The organism is Actinoallomurus vinaceus (assembly GCF_039542055.1).
Lineage (GTDB): Bacteria > Actinomycetota > Actinomycetes > Streptosporangiales > Streptosporangiaceae > Actinoallomurus > Actinoallomurus vinaceus.
Genome location: NZ_BAABHK010000021.1, coordinates 136,781 through 149,710, shown reverse-complemented (window position 1 = coordinate 149,710; position 12,930 = coordinate 136,781). Strand labels below are relative to the sequence as shown.

The following is a 12,930-nucleotide window of genomic DNA, read 5'->3' as shown; positions in this document are numbered from 1 at the left end:
GGGCATCCTCCTGTAACGCGCCGCGCCCGGCCGGTTCCCCGGCCGGGCGCGGCTCCTCGTCGACGGCGGTCAGCCGCCCGCGCAGTGGGGGATGCCCGGCGAGTAGCCGTCGGCGTCCACCACCGGCGTGTTCATGTACCAGTCGTAGACGAACGTTCCGTCGGTGAGCCGGTCCCAGGTGGTGAAGGGCCGGCCGTTCTTGACCCGGCCGTCGACCTGGTCGCCGTGGACGGTCTGGCAGGAGACCGAGAGCGTGGTGCCCTCCGACACGTAGCGGACCACGTGGCCGACGTGGGGCTGGCTCTGCACCGCGAGCCCCTGGGCGTCGACACCGGTCACCTGGTACGGCAGGCCGTCCGCCTTACCGGGGGCGAACTTGCGCAGCTGGTCCATCGACCCGCCGAAGACGTCGATGTCGACGGAGCCGGACACCCCGGGCACCGAGCCCATGCCGGTCTGCCAGAAGGTGTAGTACGGCCAGCCACCCGGCATGGCCGGTTGGTTCACTCCCCAGTGCGCCACCCAGAGCGGGTTGGTCCGGGAGAACGCCGTGCTCCCCCCGACGCAGTCCTGCCAGAACGCGGGCGAGACGTAGATCACCGCGTCGGCCCCCGTACGGCGCTTGACCTCGGCGGTGAAGTCGCGGATGTAGGCCTGCCAGGTGCCCGCGCCGACCCCGTCGCAGGCGGGCTGGTTGGTGTTGTGCTCGACGTCGAGCGCCGGGGGCAGCGTCCGCCCGTCGGGCGTGTAGTGGATCTGGTCCAGGAACCAGTCCGCGTGGGTGGTCCCCGTCTCGAACACCGGCTCGGCGAAGAAGTACGCGCCGGCCAGGAGGCCGGCGGCCTTCGCCCCGTTCGTCTGCGCTGTGTACGACGGGTTCTTGGACGTGCCGTCCGCCGCGCTGACGTAGGCGAACCGCCGCCCCGACCCGTACACCTGCGACCAGTTGATGTTCGGCTGGCCGCTCGAGACGTCGAGGCCGGGGACGGTCGCGCCGTCCGCCGCCGCCCTGGCGATGGGCGTGCGCAGCGGACCGGGCGTCGGTGTCGCGGCGGACGCCGCGCCGCTCCCCAGGCCGAGCGCCGCCGCCACCGCGGCGGCGCCCACGACCACCTTGCGCGCCACGGCTCGTCCGCTCAGCACCAGACGCTCCAGCCATAGGCGGACGAGTCGCCCCAGCCGATCGTGCCGGCGGTGGTGCCGTTGTTGTCCTGGAACTGGATGTCGTAGACCTGGGCGGCGTCGAAGACGTGCGTCCAGCCCTCATGCGCGTTCTCGTCGAGCCGGGCGACGTACTTCTTGTTGTACGGGTGGGTCCAGTACCCGATGTATATGGGAGCGGTCGCGTGTCCAGCCGGCACGTAGAACCAGTACTGGCAGGCCGTCTTTTCCCTGATCAGGTCGTAGTTGTAGTCGACGCGGACACAGGACACATTGTTGTTCGAGTACGTCCAGTTGATCGACACGCCGTATCCGTCGGTCGCCTTGAAATACTGCGAGCCCGGGCACTGACTTCCCTGCGTGACGCGCGTCGGCCCGATGCAGTAATGGGTCTGGCCCACCCGGCAGGGGTCATGGTCGACGGCCGCCGATGCGGACGACATTCCGGGGAACAGGGCCGCCACGGCACATGCTGCAGTGGCCAGGGCCGTCGGGAGGAGCCTTCTGGAGGACATTCGATTCCGCCTTTCTCGCGGTGCGCCGTTGATCGGTAGCGCTGATTCTCACCAGCGCCCGCGGCCCTGGTCATGCCAGGTGAATGCACGTCTTCGCCGTCCGGTAGAAGAATGACGCCGCCTCGTGGTGCGAACGCACCACACGCGAAGAGCCGGTAATGCAATGGACATGGTTCGTGGAGCCGGAAAGACCCGGGGAATGACCGGAGCGCGGAAAAGGGTCAGGCGCCGGGGCGGCCGCGCCGGCGGAGGGCCGCGCGGGTGAGTTCCGCCTTGTTCCCGACCTGCAGCTTGCGGCGGATCCGCTCGACGTACGTGTCGACCGTCGCCTTGGTCACGCCCATCCGCCGGGCGGTCTGCGCGTGGGTGAAGCCGCGGGCGATCCAGCCGAGCGCCTCCTCCTCGCGGGGTGACAGCTCCGGTTCGGTGGTGCGGCCCGCCAGGACCGCGCCGACCATGTCGGCGAGCTGCGAGGAGAGGAAGAAACCGCCGCTCGCGACGGTCGTGATGGCCGCCGCGAACTGGTCGGCCGCGCTGTCCTTGGTGAGGTATCCCGAGGCGCCGGCGCGGATGGCGGCGACGACGTCGTGCCGGTGCCGCGACGCGGACATGACCAGGACCGGTACGCGGGGCGCGAGCTCCTGGACCACGTCGAGGGAGGGGACGTCGGTGGCGAGGTAGAGGTCCACCAGGACGACGTCGAGCCCGTCGAGGTCGCGCCCGGCCTCCGGAGCCGCGAGGAGGGCGGCCGGGGTGTCCGCGGTGGTCACGACGTGGATCTCGGAGAACTCGGCGAGCAGGAGCTCGATCCCGCGCAGGGTCACCGGATGGTCGTCGATGGCCCCGACCCGGATGCCGTGCGTCGCCGCCACGTACTACCGCCCTTCGTTCCCCACCACCCTGGTGGGACCCGCGGGCTCCGTCAACCGCCGGGGGTGAGGTGCATTCGCACGACGGCGACGTGCTCCCCAACGCCTGACATGACGTGCGGCGGCGCCCGCCCGAGACTCGTCGTCGACCCCACCCGCCTTCACATGGAGGAGAGTCATGGTGCGAAACCTGGCACGCCTGGCCGTCGCCGCCCTGTTGTCCGCGCCGGTGCTCGGCGTCGTCGGCGTGGCGGCGCCGGCGAACGCGTGCGCGGCCGCCGACCCGTACAGCGGCGCGTGCGTGACCCCCGTCAACTACAAGATCAGCGGAACCGACGGCACGGTCGCCGTCCAGGCGACGCCGAAGGTCGGCAACGTCAAGAGCACCCTCAAGGAGGGCGCCACCGTCGGCGTGATCTGCCAGATCAACGACGGCGGCACCGACACGTACGACAACCTCCTGAGTCGTACGTGGGACTACACGACGGCGGGCGGATGGGTCTACGACCACTTCGTGACCACGCCGGCCCAGGACGGGAACGGCTGGTCGCCCGGCGTCCGCCACTGCGACAGCCCGCCGAGCTCGCCGCTGAACCCGAACGCCTACCCGTGGCCGACTCAGGACGCCTGGGTCGCCGACGGGCACGGCTACTACGAGGGCGAGTGCACGTCCTTCGCCGCCTGGGCGGTCCGCTCGGACGGGCTGCACCACACCAAGTCGCCCGACTGGCTCGGCAACGCCGACATGTGGCACGGCGCCTCGGTCGACGCGAGCCCGCACGTCGGCGACGTCGCCCAGTGGGACGACAACCACAACCAGGCGGGCGACAAAGGCCACGTCGCCTATGTCGCGGCCGTCTACAACAATGGCACCATCAAGGTCGAGGAATACAACTGGGGCAACTTCCACCGGCTGAACATCCGCACCATCTCGGCCTCCGCCCCGAGCCGTTACCTTCGTTTCTGACCCACCCATTGCCGTCGTCCTGGCAGAAGCCGATGATCTCTGCTTGACAAACGACGGCGTGAACCGTGGATCACCTTTCGATCAGGCGCATTCCCGCCGAATGGGCGGCGAAGACGGATGCGGCCGACGGGACGATCACCGGGATATTCCGTGGTAACTTCTGGGCGCTGATCCCCGCCGGGGACGGCTGTGACCCGGACGGTGACCAATGGATGCCCGCCCGTCGGCCGGCGCCGTCGCTCAGAATGAGGCGACCCTCGCCCGCGCGGCGGTGCTGTTCCGGTGCGGCGGTCTGGCCGAGATCGCACTCGTCGTGGGATTCGACGGCCCGCATTACGGAGACCGGCTCTGGGAGGCCGTCGCCCTCGCGGTCGCCGTCTTCGCCGAAGGTGCGGTGCTGTGCGCGGCGTGCCTGCGGGCCCGGCGGATCCGGCCCGCGTGGGCCCTGGCCGACGCGTGGTTCATCGCCGCCGTGCTCCTGGTCGGCGCGATCATCACCCGGCAGCCGCACCCGCGCCTGTACTTCGCCTACCCCTACTCGATCATCAGTTCCGTGGCGTTCGGCGTGGCCCTGCGCCGCCTGCGCACGGTGATCGGCGCCACCGCCCTGCTCGCCGTCGCCGACGCGTTCGCCTCGGCGTACTGGCACGGCGATCCGGCGATGAACCTGACACTGAACGCCCTCACCTACGTCCCGAACACGCTGGTGGCCTTCCTCGTCTCCCGGCGGATGCGGACGACCGCCCGGGAACTCGACGAGAGCCGGATCCGGGAGGCCGAGCTGGCCCGGGACCGCGAGCGCGCCCGGCATGCCCGCATCCTGCACGACCGGATCCTGCAGACCATGGAGGAGCTCGCCCGCGGACCCTGGATCGCCGACCGGGAGTTCCGGATGCGGGTAGCGGAGGAGACCGCGTGGCTCCGGGCGCTCGTCGAAGGCGGCCCCGACACGGACGGAGACCTCATCGGCCTGCTGCAGGGCGTCGTCGCGCGCAAGGCCCGGGACGGCCTGCGCGTCGAGTTCAACGGGACCATGCTCACCGAGTCGCCCGAGTGGCGCTCCCTCGGCGGCTCGGTCTGCGCGGCGCTGGCCGGGGCCGCCGAGGAGGCGCTGACCAACGTCGCCAAGCATGCCGGAGTGTCGACCGCCGTCCTGCGCGTCGGCGCCGAGCCGGGCGTCCTCACGCTCAGCGTCGTCGACCAGGGCTGCGGCTTCGACCCGTCGGCCGAGCACCGGGGGGTCGGGCTGGCCCAGTCGGTCCAGGGCCGGATCGCCGAGATCGGCGGCACGGTGCTGATCGACTCGGCTCCGGAAGCCGGCACCTACATCGAGATCACGCTGCCTCTTCCGGCCGCGGCACGGCCCTAAGCAGGCCCTTCGGAACGGGCCTTCTCGTGGCGGGCGATGAGGGTGTCGATCTGGACGCTCAGGCGGGCGCCGAGCGGCCAGCCGACGTAGTGCGTGAGGAAGATGGCGATCTCGCGGAGCTCATCGGGGGAGAGCTCGCCGTTGCCGAGGGCGGCCGGGATCTGGATGTCGAGGACGTCGTTCAGGCCCTGGCCGGCCAGCAGCCCGATGAGCAGGAGCCGCCGGTCGCGCAGGGACAGGCCGGGCCGCGTCCAGATCTCGCCGAACAGGTGGTCGACCGTGATGCCGAAGAAGTCGCCGGGCCCGTCGCCGACCTCCCAGCCGTACACCTCGCCCATCATCTCCAGGCCGCGCCGCCGCTTCTCGTCGGTCACGTCTCCTCCTCGGGCAGGCCGAGTCCGGCGGCGAGGCGTTCGCAGGCCAGCCGGGCCAGCGGAGCGTCGACGCCGAGCTCGTCGGCGAGTTCGAGGGCGAGGGCCAGGTCCTTCTCGCCGAGGGCGTACACGTGCCGCATGACGTCGTACAGCGGGTCGTCCGGTTCCAGGGGTGCCGTCGTGCGCCGGAGCATGATCGAGCCGGGGCCGCCGGTGACGGCGTCGGAGTGGCGGACCACCCGGCCGAGCCGGCCCAGCGGCACCCCGGCGGCCTCGGCGAGTCGCTGCGCCTCGGCGGCCGCGGCGAAGGAGACGAAGTGCAGCAGGTTGCGGGCGAGCTTCATCCGGGTGCCCGCGCCGACCGACCCGACGTGCAGCACCAGGTCGGCGAACGCGCCGAAGGGCTCCCGGACCCGCGCGAACGCCGCGTCGGAGCCGCCGACCATCACGGCAAGGGTGCCGGCGTCGGCGCCCATGAACCCGCCGCTGACCGGGGCGTCGACGACCTCCACGCCGTACGGCCGGGCCCGCTCGGCGAGCGTCTCGGCCGTCCGCGCCCGGATCGTCGAGTGGACCGCCAAGACGGTGCCGCGCGCGGCGGCGGGCAGGAGCGCGCCGGCGACCTCGTCCACCTGCGCGTCGTCGCGGACCATCACCGAGATCACGGACGCCGCCGCGACCTCGGCGAGCGTACGGGCCGGGCGCGCGCCCTTGCCGGCGAACGGCGCCATGGCCTCCGCGCGGACGTCGTACACGATCAGGTCCGGCCCGGCCAGGTGCCGGGCCATCGGCGCGCCCATCTGGCCGAGGCCGACGAAGCCGTACGTCACGACCGGAACACCTCCCCGCCGTCCACGTTGAAGATCTGGCCGGTGATCCAGGACGCCTCGCCGGACAGCAGGAACAGGCACATGCCCACGAGGTCGTCCGGGGTGCCCATCCGCTTGAGCGCCATCCTGTCCCGCACGATCTTCTCGGACATGCCGGCGGGCACCACGGCGCGGTTGGCCTCGGTGTCGATGGGGCCGGGCGCGATCGCGTTGACCCGGATGCCGAGCGAGCCGAGCTCGTGGGCGAGCTGCTGGGTGATGCCGTTGACGCCGACCTTGGCCAGGCCGTAGAAGCCGGAGTACTGCCAGGCGGCGGTGGAGGACTGGTTGACGATCGCGCCGCCGCCGCGCTCGGCCATGGCGGCGTGGCAGGCGCGGGCGCACAGCAGCGCGCCGTCCATGTTCACCGCCATGAAGCGCTTGTAGTAGTCCCAGTCGACCGTGAACAGGAAGTCCAGCCGCATCGTGCCGAAGACGGCGGCGTTGTTGACCAGGTAGTCGATCCCGCCGTACGCCTCCACGGCGCTCGCCGCCATGGCCTCGGCCGACGCCGGGTCGGACACGTCGGTCCGTACGAAGCGGCCCCCGATGGCGTCGGCGACGACCGCGCCCTTCTCGCTGACGTCGGCGACGACGACGTGCGCGCCCTCGGCGGCCAGGGCGCGGGCGTACGCCTCGCCGATGCCCTGCGCCGCGCCCGTGACGATCGCGACCTTGTCCGCGAAGCGGTTCATGCGGCTCCTTCCGCGATCGCCTTGGTCTCCAGGTACTCCTCGAACCCGGCGACGCCCATCTCGCGGCCGACGCCGGACTGCTTGTAGCCGCCGAACGGCACGTCCGCGGCGTACCAGATCCCGCCGTTCACGCTGACGGTGCCGGTGCGCAGGCGGCGCGCGACCGCCCGCGCGCGGTCGAGGTCGCCGCCGTGCACCGCGCCGGACAGGCCGTACGGCGAATCGTTGGCGATGCGCACGGCGTCGTCGTCGCCGTCGTGGGGCAGGACGATGAGCACCGGGCCGAAGATCTCCTCGCGGGCGGTGCGGCTCTCGTTGGTCAGCCCGGTGATGAGGGTCGGTTCGATCCAGAAGCCCCGGTCCCGGTCGGCGCGGTGCCCGCCGGTCGCGAAGGACCCGCCCTCCTCGGCCGCGAGCCGCAGGTGGCCCTCGATCCGGTCGCGCTGCCGCGCGGAGATGACCGGGCCGCAGACCGTGCCGTCGTCGCCCGGGTCGCCGACGCCGATCTTCTCCATGGTCCGCGCGGTGATCTCGACGGCGTCGTCGTGCCGATTCCGGGGGACGAGCAGCCGGGTGGTGATCGCGCAGCCCTGCCCGGCATGGGTGATCCCGGCGAACGCCGCGTACGAGCAGGCGCTCTTCAGGTCGGCGTCGTCCAGCACGATGAACGCCGACTTGCCGCCGAGCTCCAGGAACACCCGCTTGAGGGTCTCGGCGGCGCCGCGCATGACCGCCCGGCCGGTGGCCGTCGACCCGGTGAAGGAGATCAGGTCGACGCGCGGGTCGGCGGTCAGCCGCGCGCCGAGCGTGTGATCGGTGCCGGTGACGACGTTGACGACGCCGGGCGGGACGTCGGTCTCCTCGAGGATGAGCCGGCCGAGCGCCGCCGCGCACCACGGGGTGTCCGGGGCCGGTTTCAGCACGACGGTGTTCCCGGCTGCGAGGGCGGGCCCGAGCTTGGCGAGGTTGATCTGGTGGGGGAAGTTCCACGGGGTGATGGCGGCGACGACGCCCACCGGCTCCCGCACGACGCGGCGGTCGCTGGCGACGCCCATCGGCGCGGCCCGGCCGAGATCCCGCTCCCAGTCGTACGTCTCGGCGAGATCGGCGAACCAGGCCAGGTCGGCGACGGGCGCGTCGAGCTGCGCGCCGTACGTGAGGAAGCGGGGCGCGCCGACCTCGCGGATCGTCAGCTCGCGCAGCTCGTCGGCGTGCCGGGTCAGGGCCTCCCGGAGCTGCCGCAGGCAGCGGACGCGGAGTGCGAGGTCACCGGCCCAGCCGGACTCGTCGAACGCCCGGCGGGCGGCGGCGACGGCCCGGTCCAGGTCGTCACGGTCGGCGTCGGCGGCCTCCCCGAGGACCTCACCGGTGGCCGGATCGACCGTGGCGAACCGGCGGGCGCCGGGCACCGCCTCGCCGTCGATCAGCAGGGGGGACCCGGAGAGCCGCCAGTCGTCGAGCAAGCGGTCGCTTGTTCTGGACACCTGTCCAGACTACAGTTCACGCCGTGACCGACAAGCCCCGCGCCGACTATTCGGGGGATTTCGACCCCGACTTCCGCTTCGAGGATCTGTCGAAGGAGGCGCTCGTCCGCCTCGTCCGGGAGTACGCGCTGATCGTGCACCTGCTCGACCGGTCCGCGCTCGCCGCCGTCGGGATGAGGTACGGCCAGGAGACGGTCGAGGAGATCGCCGTCGAGGAGTGGCAGGGCGCCAGCCCGGTGTACACGCGGCGGATCCGCGAGATCATGAAGATCGAGGGGGACGGGGTCTCGGCCATCTTCAAGTGCCTGCAACTAGACCCCGGATTCGCCCAGCACTACATGGACGTGGAGTACGAGCTCGTCGACGAGAGCCACGGCTTCTTCCAGCTCCGCTCGTGCGGCGCGCTGCTGGACGTCGAGCCGTTCGGCGAGCGCGCGGTCCGCGGCATGTGCCACCACATCGAGGACGGCACCTTCGACTGGACGGCCCAGGCCGTGAACCCGCGCGCACGCATCCGCCCCGTGCACCGCCCGCCGCGCGACCCCGCCGGGCGGGTGCCGCACTGCCGCTGGGAGGTCGTCATCGACGACGACACCGAGCCGGTCGGCGAGGCGCCCATCACCCGGATCACGCGGGGCACCACGGCGGCGAGGTTCCGCTTCCCGCCGATGAAGGACGGCACCCCGCACATCCCCGAGTAAGAGCCCGCGCGGGCTCTAAGTCACCACAGCGGAACGCGGGACTGGGAGCGGTCGTAATAGCCGGGGAGCGGCCCGCCCGTGGCCGCCCGGTCCAGGCGGCGCTTCATGCCGTCCGACAGCACGCCCGCCTTCATCATCTCGACGAACACCGCCGTGACGTTGCCCAGGTCGAACCAGTCGCGCTGCCACGACCACCGGAAGTCCCCCGCGTAGTGGAACCAGCTGCCGCCGATGCCCTGGACCTCGTACGGCGTGCCGTCCGGCCGCCGCGCGTCGGCAACCTGCTTCCAGAAGCCGACGACCTCGCCCTTCCGATCGTCGACGAGGATGCTCTGGTAGGGGTACGACCAGCCGTCCAGGCCGCCCATCTCCGCGCCGAGCGCGAGGTCGCGGATCTCCTCGCGGCCGACCGCCATGAAGTCCTGGCCGGGACCGACGTTCCAGCCGTAGGTGGCGTTCTCGGTGTACATCTCGGCCAGCGGGCGCCAGTCGCCGGCCTCCTCGCAGCGCCGGTTCGCCTCCAGCCAGCGCCGCACCATCTCGTCCAGCTCCTCACGCGGGAACGCGGGCATCCTCGCCTCCTCGGCCGAGCCTCCTGCGGCGGTACCGCACCCGGCAGGGCCGGGCGAGCTGCACCACCATCTTCGAGTGGTCGTTGCGGTAGGAGTCCGGGGCCTGGGCGAGCGCGAACTCCCAGTCCCGCAGCAGCACCGAGAAGATCGCCTTCAGCTGGATCATCGCGAAGTTCGCGCCGACGCAGCGGTGCCGGCCGGCGCCGAACGGCACCCAGGTCCACCGGTTGACCAGGTCCTCCTCGCGCGGCGCGGCGTACCGGTCCGGGGCGAATCGGTCCGGGTCCGGGAAGTCCTCGGCGATCCGGTTGGACACCGCCAGGCTGCAGCCGACCAGCGTGCCCGCCGCGATCCGGTGCCCCAGCACCTCCTGGTCGGTCCGGGCCACCCGCAGCAGCAGGATGAGCGGCGGATGCAGCCGCAGCGCCTCCTTGACGGCCGACTCCAGCCGCGGGATCTCGCGAAGCGCCTGGAAGCTCACCTCCGACCCGTCGGCGTACAGCGCGTCGAGCTCGCCGACGACCTCGGCCAGCACGCCGGGGTGGCGCAGCAGCTCGATCAGCGTCCAGGCGGCCGTCCCCGAGGTCGTGTGGTGCCCGGCGAACATCATCGAGATGAACATCCCGGTGATCTGGTCGGCGGAGAACCTCGGCTCGCCGTCCTCCGTACGGATCGACATCAGCACGTCGAGCAGGTCCCGGTCCTCTCGGACGGGCGGCGGGGCCGCGGCCCGTTCGTCCATGATGGCCTGGACGAGCTCGACCAGCCGGGCGCGGGCGGCGTCGCGGCGGCGGAAGCTCTCGATGTCGGCGTACGGATCGACGTACGCGACGGCGTCGGTGCCGCGCTCCAGGTCGTGGTAGAGCTCGGCGAAGCGGCGGTCGAGCCGGTCCCGGAACCTCTCGCCGATCAGGCACGCCGACGACGTGTAGATGGTCAGCTCGGCGAACCAGTCGAGCAGGTCGATCTCGCCCTCGTCGCCCCACGCGGCGACCATCCGCTCCACCTCGGCGGCGATCGTCGTCGCGTGCCCCTTGAGGTGCGCGCCCTTGAGCGCCTGGTTGTGGAGGGCCTCCCGGCGCTGCTCGGGGGTGGTGTCGAAGAGCACGCCCTCCCCGAAGATCGGGGTCATGAAGGGGTACGCCTCCGCCTGGTCGAGGTCCTCGTCGGGCGCGCGGAAGAAGAACTCGTTGGCCTCCGCGCCGGACAGCAGCACGACCGGGCGGCCCGCCAGCCGGAACTCCCCGACGTCGCCGCACTCCTTCCGGACCCGCCACATCAGCCCGATCGGGTCGGTCCGCAGCTCCTCGAGGTGGTCCGGACCTCCGGAGACGAGCACCGGCCGCCTCATCGCGGACGCTCCACGGCCGCCTCGGGCTGGACCTCGACCAGCGTGAGGTGGGCGCCGCGCGGCGTGGCGACAACGGCCGCGATCGCCGCCGCGACCTGCTCGGGCTTGAGGAAGTACGGGTGGCGGGCCAGGCCCCACTTCACCCACTCCTCCAGCACCTCTGCGGTGGTCTCGGCGCCCCAGCCCATGCCCATCCCCGTCATCGTCGGGCCGGGCCGGACGACCGAGGCCCGTACGCCGGTGCCCTCCAGCTCCATCCGCAGGGCCTGGGCCATGCCCTCGATGCCGTTCTTGGCCGCGACGTAGGCGCCCATCCGGGTACGGGGCGCGCGGACGACGTCCGAGGAGACGAGGACGACGTCGCCGCGCCGGCGGGCGACCATCCCCGGCACGACCTGCGAGACGAGCCGGTGCGCTCCGATCAGGTGGACCTGCACCTGCGCGGCGAACGCCTCGGCGTCCAGTTCGTGGACGCGTTCGGCGCCCAGGTCGCCGGCGCTCGACACGACGATCTCGGGGTCGCCGAGCGCCTCGGTGGCCGCCGCGACGAACGCCTTGACCGAGTCGGAGTCGGCCACGTCCAGCGGGTGGGCGAACGCCTCGCCGCCGGCCGCGCGGACGCCCGCGGCGATCTCCTCGCAGCGGTCGGCGCGCCGGGCGCCGAGGGCCACGGGATGGCCGTTCGCGGCGAGCAGCGTGGCGGTGGCGGCGCCGATCCCGGACGAGGCTCCGGCGATCAGTGCGGGACGACGGGGCGGGTGAGGTTCGAATCGCGGCATGGCGCGGACCTCCAGGGCCTTATCGACGGGTGACGGAGATGGGCAGGGCGGCGAAGCCGCGGACGTTGACGGAGTGCACGCGGACGGCGTTCCCGGCGTCGATGTCGTACGCCTGGACCTGCCGGGCGAACTCGGTCAGCGCCACGCGCGCCTCGAGGCGCGCCAGGTTCGCGCCGAGGCAGTAGTGGCGGCCGCCGCCGAAGCTGATCAGCGGTGACGTGTCGCGGTCCAGGTCGTACGCGTCGGGGTCGGGGAAGACGCGGGGGTCGCGGTTGGCGGCGCCGATGAGCAGCAGCATCCGCGCGCCGGCCGGGACCACGCAGCCGTACAGCGCGGTGTCCTCGGTGACCGTACGGGCGATCATCTGACTGGACGTGTCGTACCGGAGGGTCTCCTCGATCCAGGCGGGGATCCGCGCCGGGTCGGCGAGGGGCCCGGCGAGCTGCCCGGGGTTGCGCCATCCCCAGTAGAGGGCGTTGCCGAGCAGCTTGGTGGTCGTCTCGTTGCCGGCGACGACCATGAGGAAGAGGAAGGCGACGATCTCCTTCTCGTCGAGCCGGTCCGCACCGTCCTGAGCGCCGAGCAGCGCGGAGGTCAGGTCGTCGCGCGGACGGCGGCGGCGCTCGGCGACCAGGTCCTGGTAGTAGCCGGCCAGCGTGAGGGCGGCCGCCATGCCCTCCGGAGGGACGTCGTTGATCCCCTCTTCGCGGTGCACGACGAGGTCGGCGAGCCGCCGCACCTCGTCGCGGTCGGCCTCGGGCACGCCCATCATCTCGGAGATGACGTCCATCGGGAGTCGGCCCGCGAAGTCCCCGATCAGGTCGAAGGCGCCCTCGGCCAGCGCCGGGTCGAGGTGGCGGCGGGTCAGCCGCAGGATGTCGCCCTCCAGCTCGCGGACCCGGCGGGGCGTGAAGCCCTTCGAGACGAGAGAGCGCATCCGGGTGTGCGCGGGCGGGTCCAGGGCCAGGAACGACATCGTCCGGTGGGCCGCCGGGCCCCACGCGCTCGGGTCGAGCGAGACGCCGTTGACGCTGGAGAACCGCTCGTGGTCCCGGAAGGCCGCGGCGACGTCCGCGTGCCGGGAGATCGCCCAGAAGTCGAGCTCGTCGTCGCGGTACAGCGGGGCCTCGTCGCGGAGCCGCGCGTACGCCGGATACGGGTCCTCGTGGATCGCGTAGTCGTACGGGTCGTACGACGGCTCGGGGGTTAAGGCCACTGCGGTCA

Annotated in this window: 14 protein-coding genes; 3 read left to right on the top strand and 11 right to left on the bottom strand. The window is 72.1% G+C overall.

All coding sequences use genetic code 11. From position 1 onward, the window contains the following. Positions 1-69 precede the first annotated feature (69 nt). The 3 genes from ABEA24_RS46740 to ABEA24_RS46730 all read right to left on the bottom strand — a co-directional run bounded on the left by ABEA24_RS46740 (position 70) and on the right by ABEA24_RS46730 (position 2,548). Positions 70-1,143: a GH25 family lysozyme gene (locus ABEA24_RS46740; RefSeq protein WP_345441464.1), complete on the bottom strand. Its 1,074-nt coding sequence runs from the start codon at positions 1,141-1,143 to the stop codon at positions 70-72. Continuing rightward, positions 1,137-1,676, bottom strand: coding sequence for a hypothetical protein (locus ABEA24_RS46735; protein ID WP_345441461.1), 540 nt, complete (start codon positions 1,674-1,676; stop codon positions 1,137-1,139). The genes ABEA24_RS46740 and ABEA24_RS46735 overlap by 7 nt, the downstream gene beginning before the upstream one ends. Before the next feature lie 221 nt (positions 1,677-1,897). Then, positions 1,898-2,548 (bottom strand): LuxR C-terminal-related transcriptional regulator, encoded by a 651-nt coding sequence (locus ABEA24_RS46730; RefSeq protein ID WP_345441458.1) that lies wholly within the window; start codon positions 2,546-2,548, stop codon positions 1,898-1,900. 175 nt (positions 2,549-2,723) lie between these two features. Here ABEA24_RS46730 and ABEA24_RS46725 point away from each other — a divergent pair, with 175 nt between their 5' ends. Continuing rightward, positions 2,724-3,512: a CHAP domain-containing protein gene (locus tag ABEA24_RS46725; RefSeq protein WP_345441456.1), complete on the top strand. Its 789-nt coding sequence runs from the start codon at positions 2,724-2,726 to the stop codon at positions 3,510-3,512. A gap of 208 nt (positions 3,513-3,720) precedes the next feature. Next, positions 3,721-4,881 carry a sensor histidine kinase gene (locus ABEA24_RS46720; RefSeq protein ID WP_345441453.1) on the top strand — a complete coding sequence of 387 codons (1,161 nt, stop codon included), beginning with the start codon at positions 3,721-3,723 and terminating at the stop codon, positions 4,879-4,881. Here the strand turns inward: ABEA24_RS46720 and ABEA24_RS46715 are convergent. From ABEA24_RS46715 to ABEA24_RS46700, 4 genes are read right to left on the bottom strand one after another with little or no spacing between them, the layout of a single operon-like run. After that, complete coding sequence (locus tag ABEA24_RS46715) at positions 4,878-5,255, bottom strand: carboxymuconolactone decarboxylase family protein (RefSeq protein WP_345441450.1); 378 nt, start codon at positions 5,253-5,255, stop codon at positions 4,878-4,880. The genes ABEA24_RS46720 and ABEA24_RS46715 overlap by 4 nt on opposite strands. Then, entirely contained in the window at positions 5,252-6,085 is an 834-nt protein-coding gene (locus ABEA24_RS46710; protein WP_345441447.1) for an NAD(P)-dependent oxidoreductase, read from the bottom strand. The genes ABEA24_RS46715 and ABEA24_RS46710 overlap by 4 nt, the downstream gene beginning before the upstream one ends. After that, positions 6,082-6,819, bottom strand: coding sequence for an SDR family oxidoreductase (locus tag ABEA24_RS46705; RefSeq protein ID WP_345441444.1), 738 nt, complete (start codon positions 6,817-6,819; stop codon positions 6,082-6,084). The genes ABEA24_RS46710 and ABEA24_RS46705 overlap by 4 nt, the downstream gene beginning before the upstream one ends. Then, positions 6,816-8,303: an aldehyde dehydrogenase gene (locus tag ABEA24_RS46700; RefSeq protein WP_345441442.1), complete on the bottom strand. Its 1,488-nt coding sequence runs from the start codon at positions 8,301-8,303 to the stop codon at positions 6,816-6,818. Before ABEA24_RS46700 ends, ABEA24_RS46705 begins: the two co-directional genes overlap by 4 nt. A gap of 23 nt (positions 8,304-8,326) precedes the next feature. Between ABEA24_RS46700 and ABEA24_RS46695 the strand changes: the two genes are divergently transcribed. Further along, complete coding sequence (locus tag ABEA24_RS46695; RefSeq protein WP_345441440.1) at positions 8,327-9,004, top strand: hypothetical protein; 678 nt, start codon at positions 8,327-8,329, stop codon at positions 9,002-9,004. Positions 9,005-9,024: 20 nt separating this feature from the next. On the opposite strand, the gene ABEA24_RS46690 is transcribed toward ABEA24_RS46695, so the two are convergent. Genes ABEA24_RS46690 through ABEA24_RS46675 form a run of 4 tightly spaced genes read right to left on the bottom strand, consistent with a single transcriptional unit; the run spans position 9,025 to position 12,922 of the window. Beyond that, positions 9,025-9,576, bottom strand: a complete 552-nt coding sequence (locus tag ABEA24_RS46690; protein WP_345441438.1) for a nuclear transport factor 2-like protein — start codon at positions 9,574-9,576, stop codon at positions 9,025-9,027. Continuing rightward, positions 9,557-10,927, bottom strand: coding sequence for a cytochrome P450 (locus ABEA24_RS46685; RefSeq protein ID WP_345441435.1), 1,371 nt, complete (start codon positions 10,925-10,927; stop codon positions 9,557-9,559). Before ABEA24_RS46685 ends, ABEA24_RS46690 begins: the two co-directional genes overlap by 20 nt. Next, positions 10,924-11,706, bottom strand: coding sequence for an SDR family oxidoreductase (locus ABEA24_RS46680; protein ID WP_345441432.1), 783 nt, complete (start codon positions 11,704-11,706; stop codon positions 10,924-10,926). The genes ABEA24_RS46685 and ABEA24_RS46680 overlap by 4 nt, the downstream gene beginning before the upstream one ends. A gap of 19 nt (positions 11,707-11,725) precedes the next feature. Further along, positions 11,726-12,922, bottom strand: coding sequence for a cytochrome P450 (locus ABEA24_RS46675; protein ID WP_345441429.1), 1,197 nt, complete (start codon positions 12,920-12,922; stop codon positions 11,726-11,728). Between the last annotated feature and the right edge of the window lie 8 nt (positions 12,923-12,930).

Coding starts and splice junctions, on each gene's coding strand:
- ABEA24_RS46735 (WP_345441461.1), bottom strand. CDS start 1,676: ATGTCCTCCAGAAGGCTCCTCCCGACGGCCCTGGCCACTGCAGCATGT.
- ABEA24_RS46725 (WP_345441456.1), top strand. CDS start 2,724: ATGGTGCGAAACCTGGCACGCCTGGCCGTCGCCGCCCTGTTGTCCGCG.
- ABEA24_RS46720 (WP_345441453.1), top strand. CDS start 3,721: ATGGATGCCCGCCCGTCGGCCGGCGCCGTCGCTCAGAATGAGGCGACC.
- ABEA24_RS46705 (WP_345441444.1), bottom strand. CDS start 6,819: ATGAACCGCTTCGCGGACAAGGTCGCGATCGTCACGGGCGCGGCGCAG.
- ABEA24_RS46690 (WP_345441438.1), bottom strand. CDS start 9,576: ATGCCCGCGTTCCCGCGTGAGGAGCTGGACGAGATGGTGCGGCGCTGG.
- ABEA24_RS46685 (WP_345441435.1), bottom strand. CDS start 10,927: ATGAGGCGGCCGGTGCTCGTCTCCGGAGGTCCGGACCACCTCGAGGAG.
- ABEA24_RS46680 (WP_345441432.1), bottom strand. CDS start 11,706: ATGCCGCGATTCGAACCTCACCCGCCCCGTCGTCCCGCACTGATCGCC.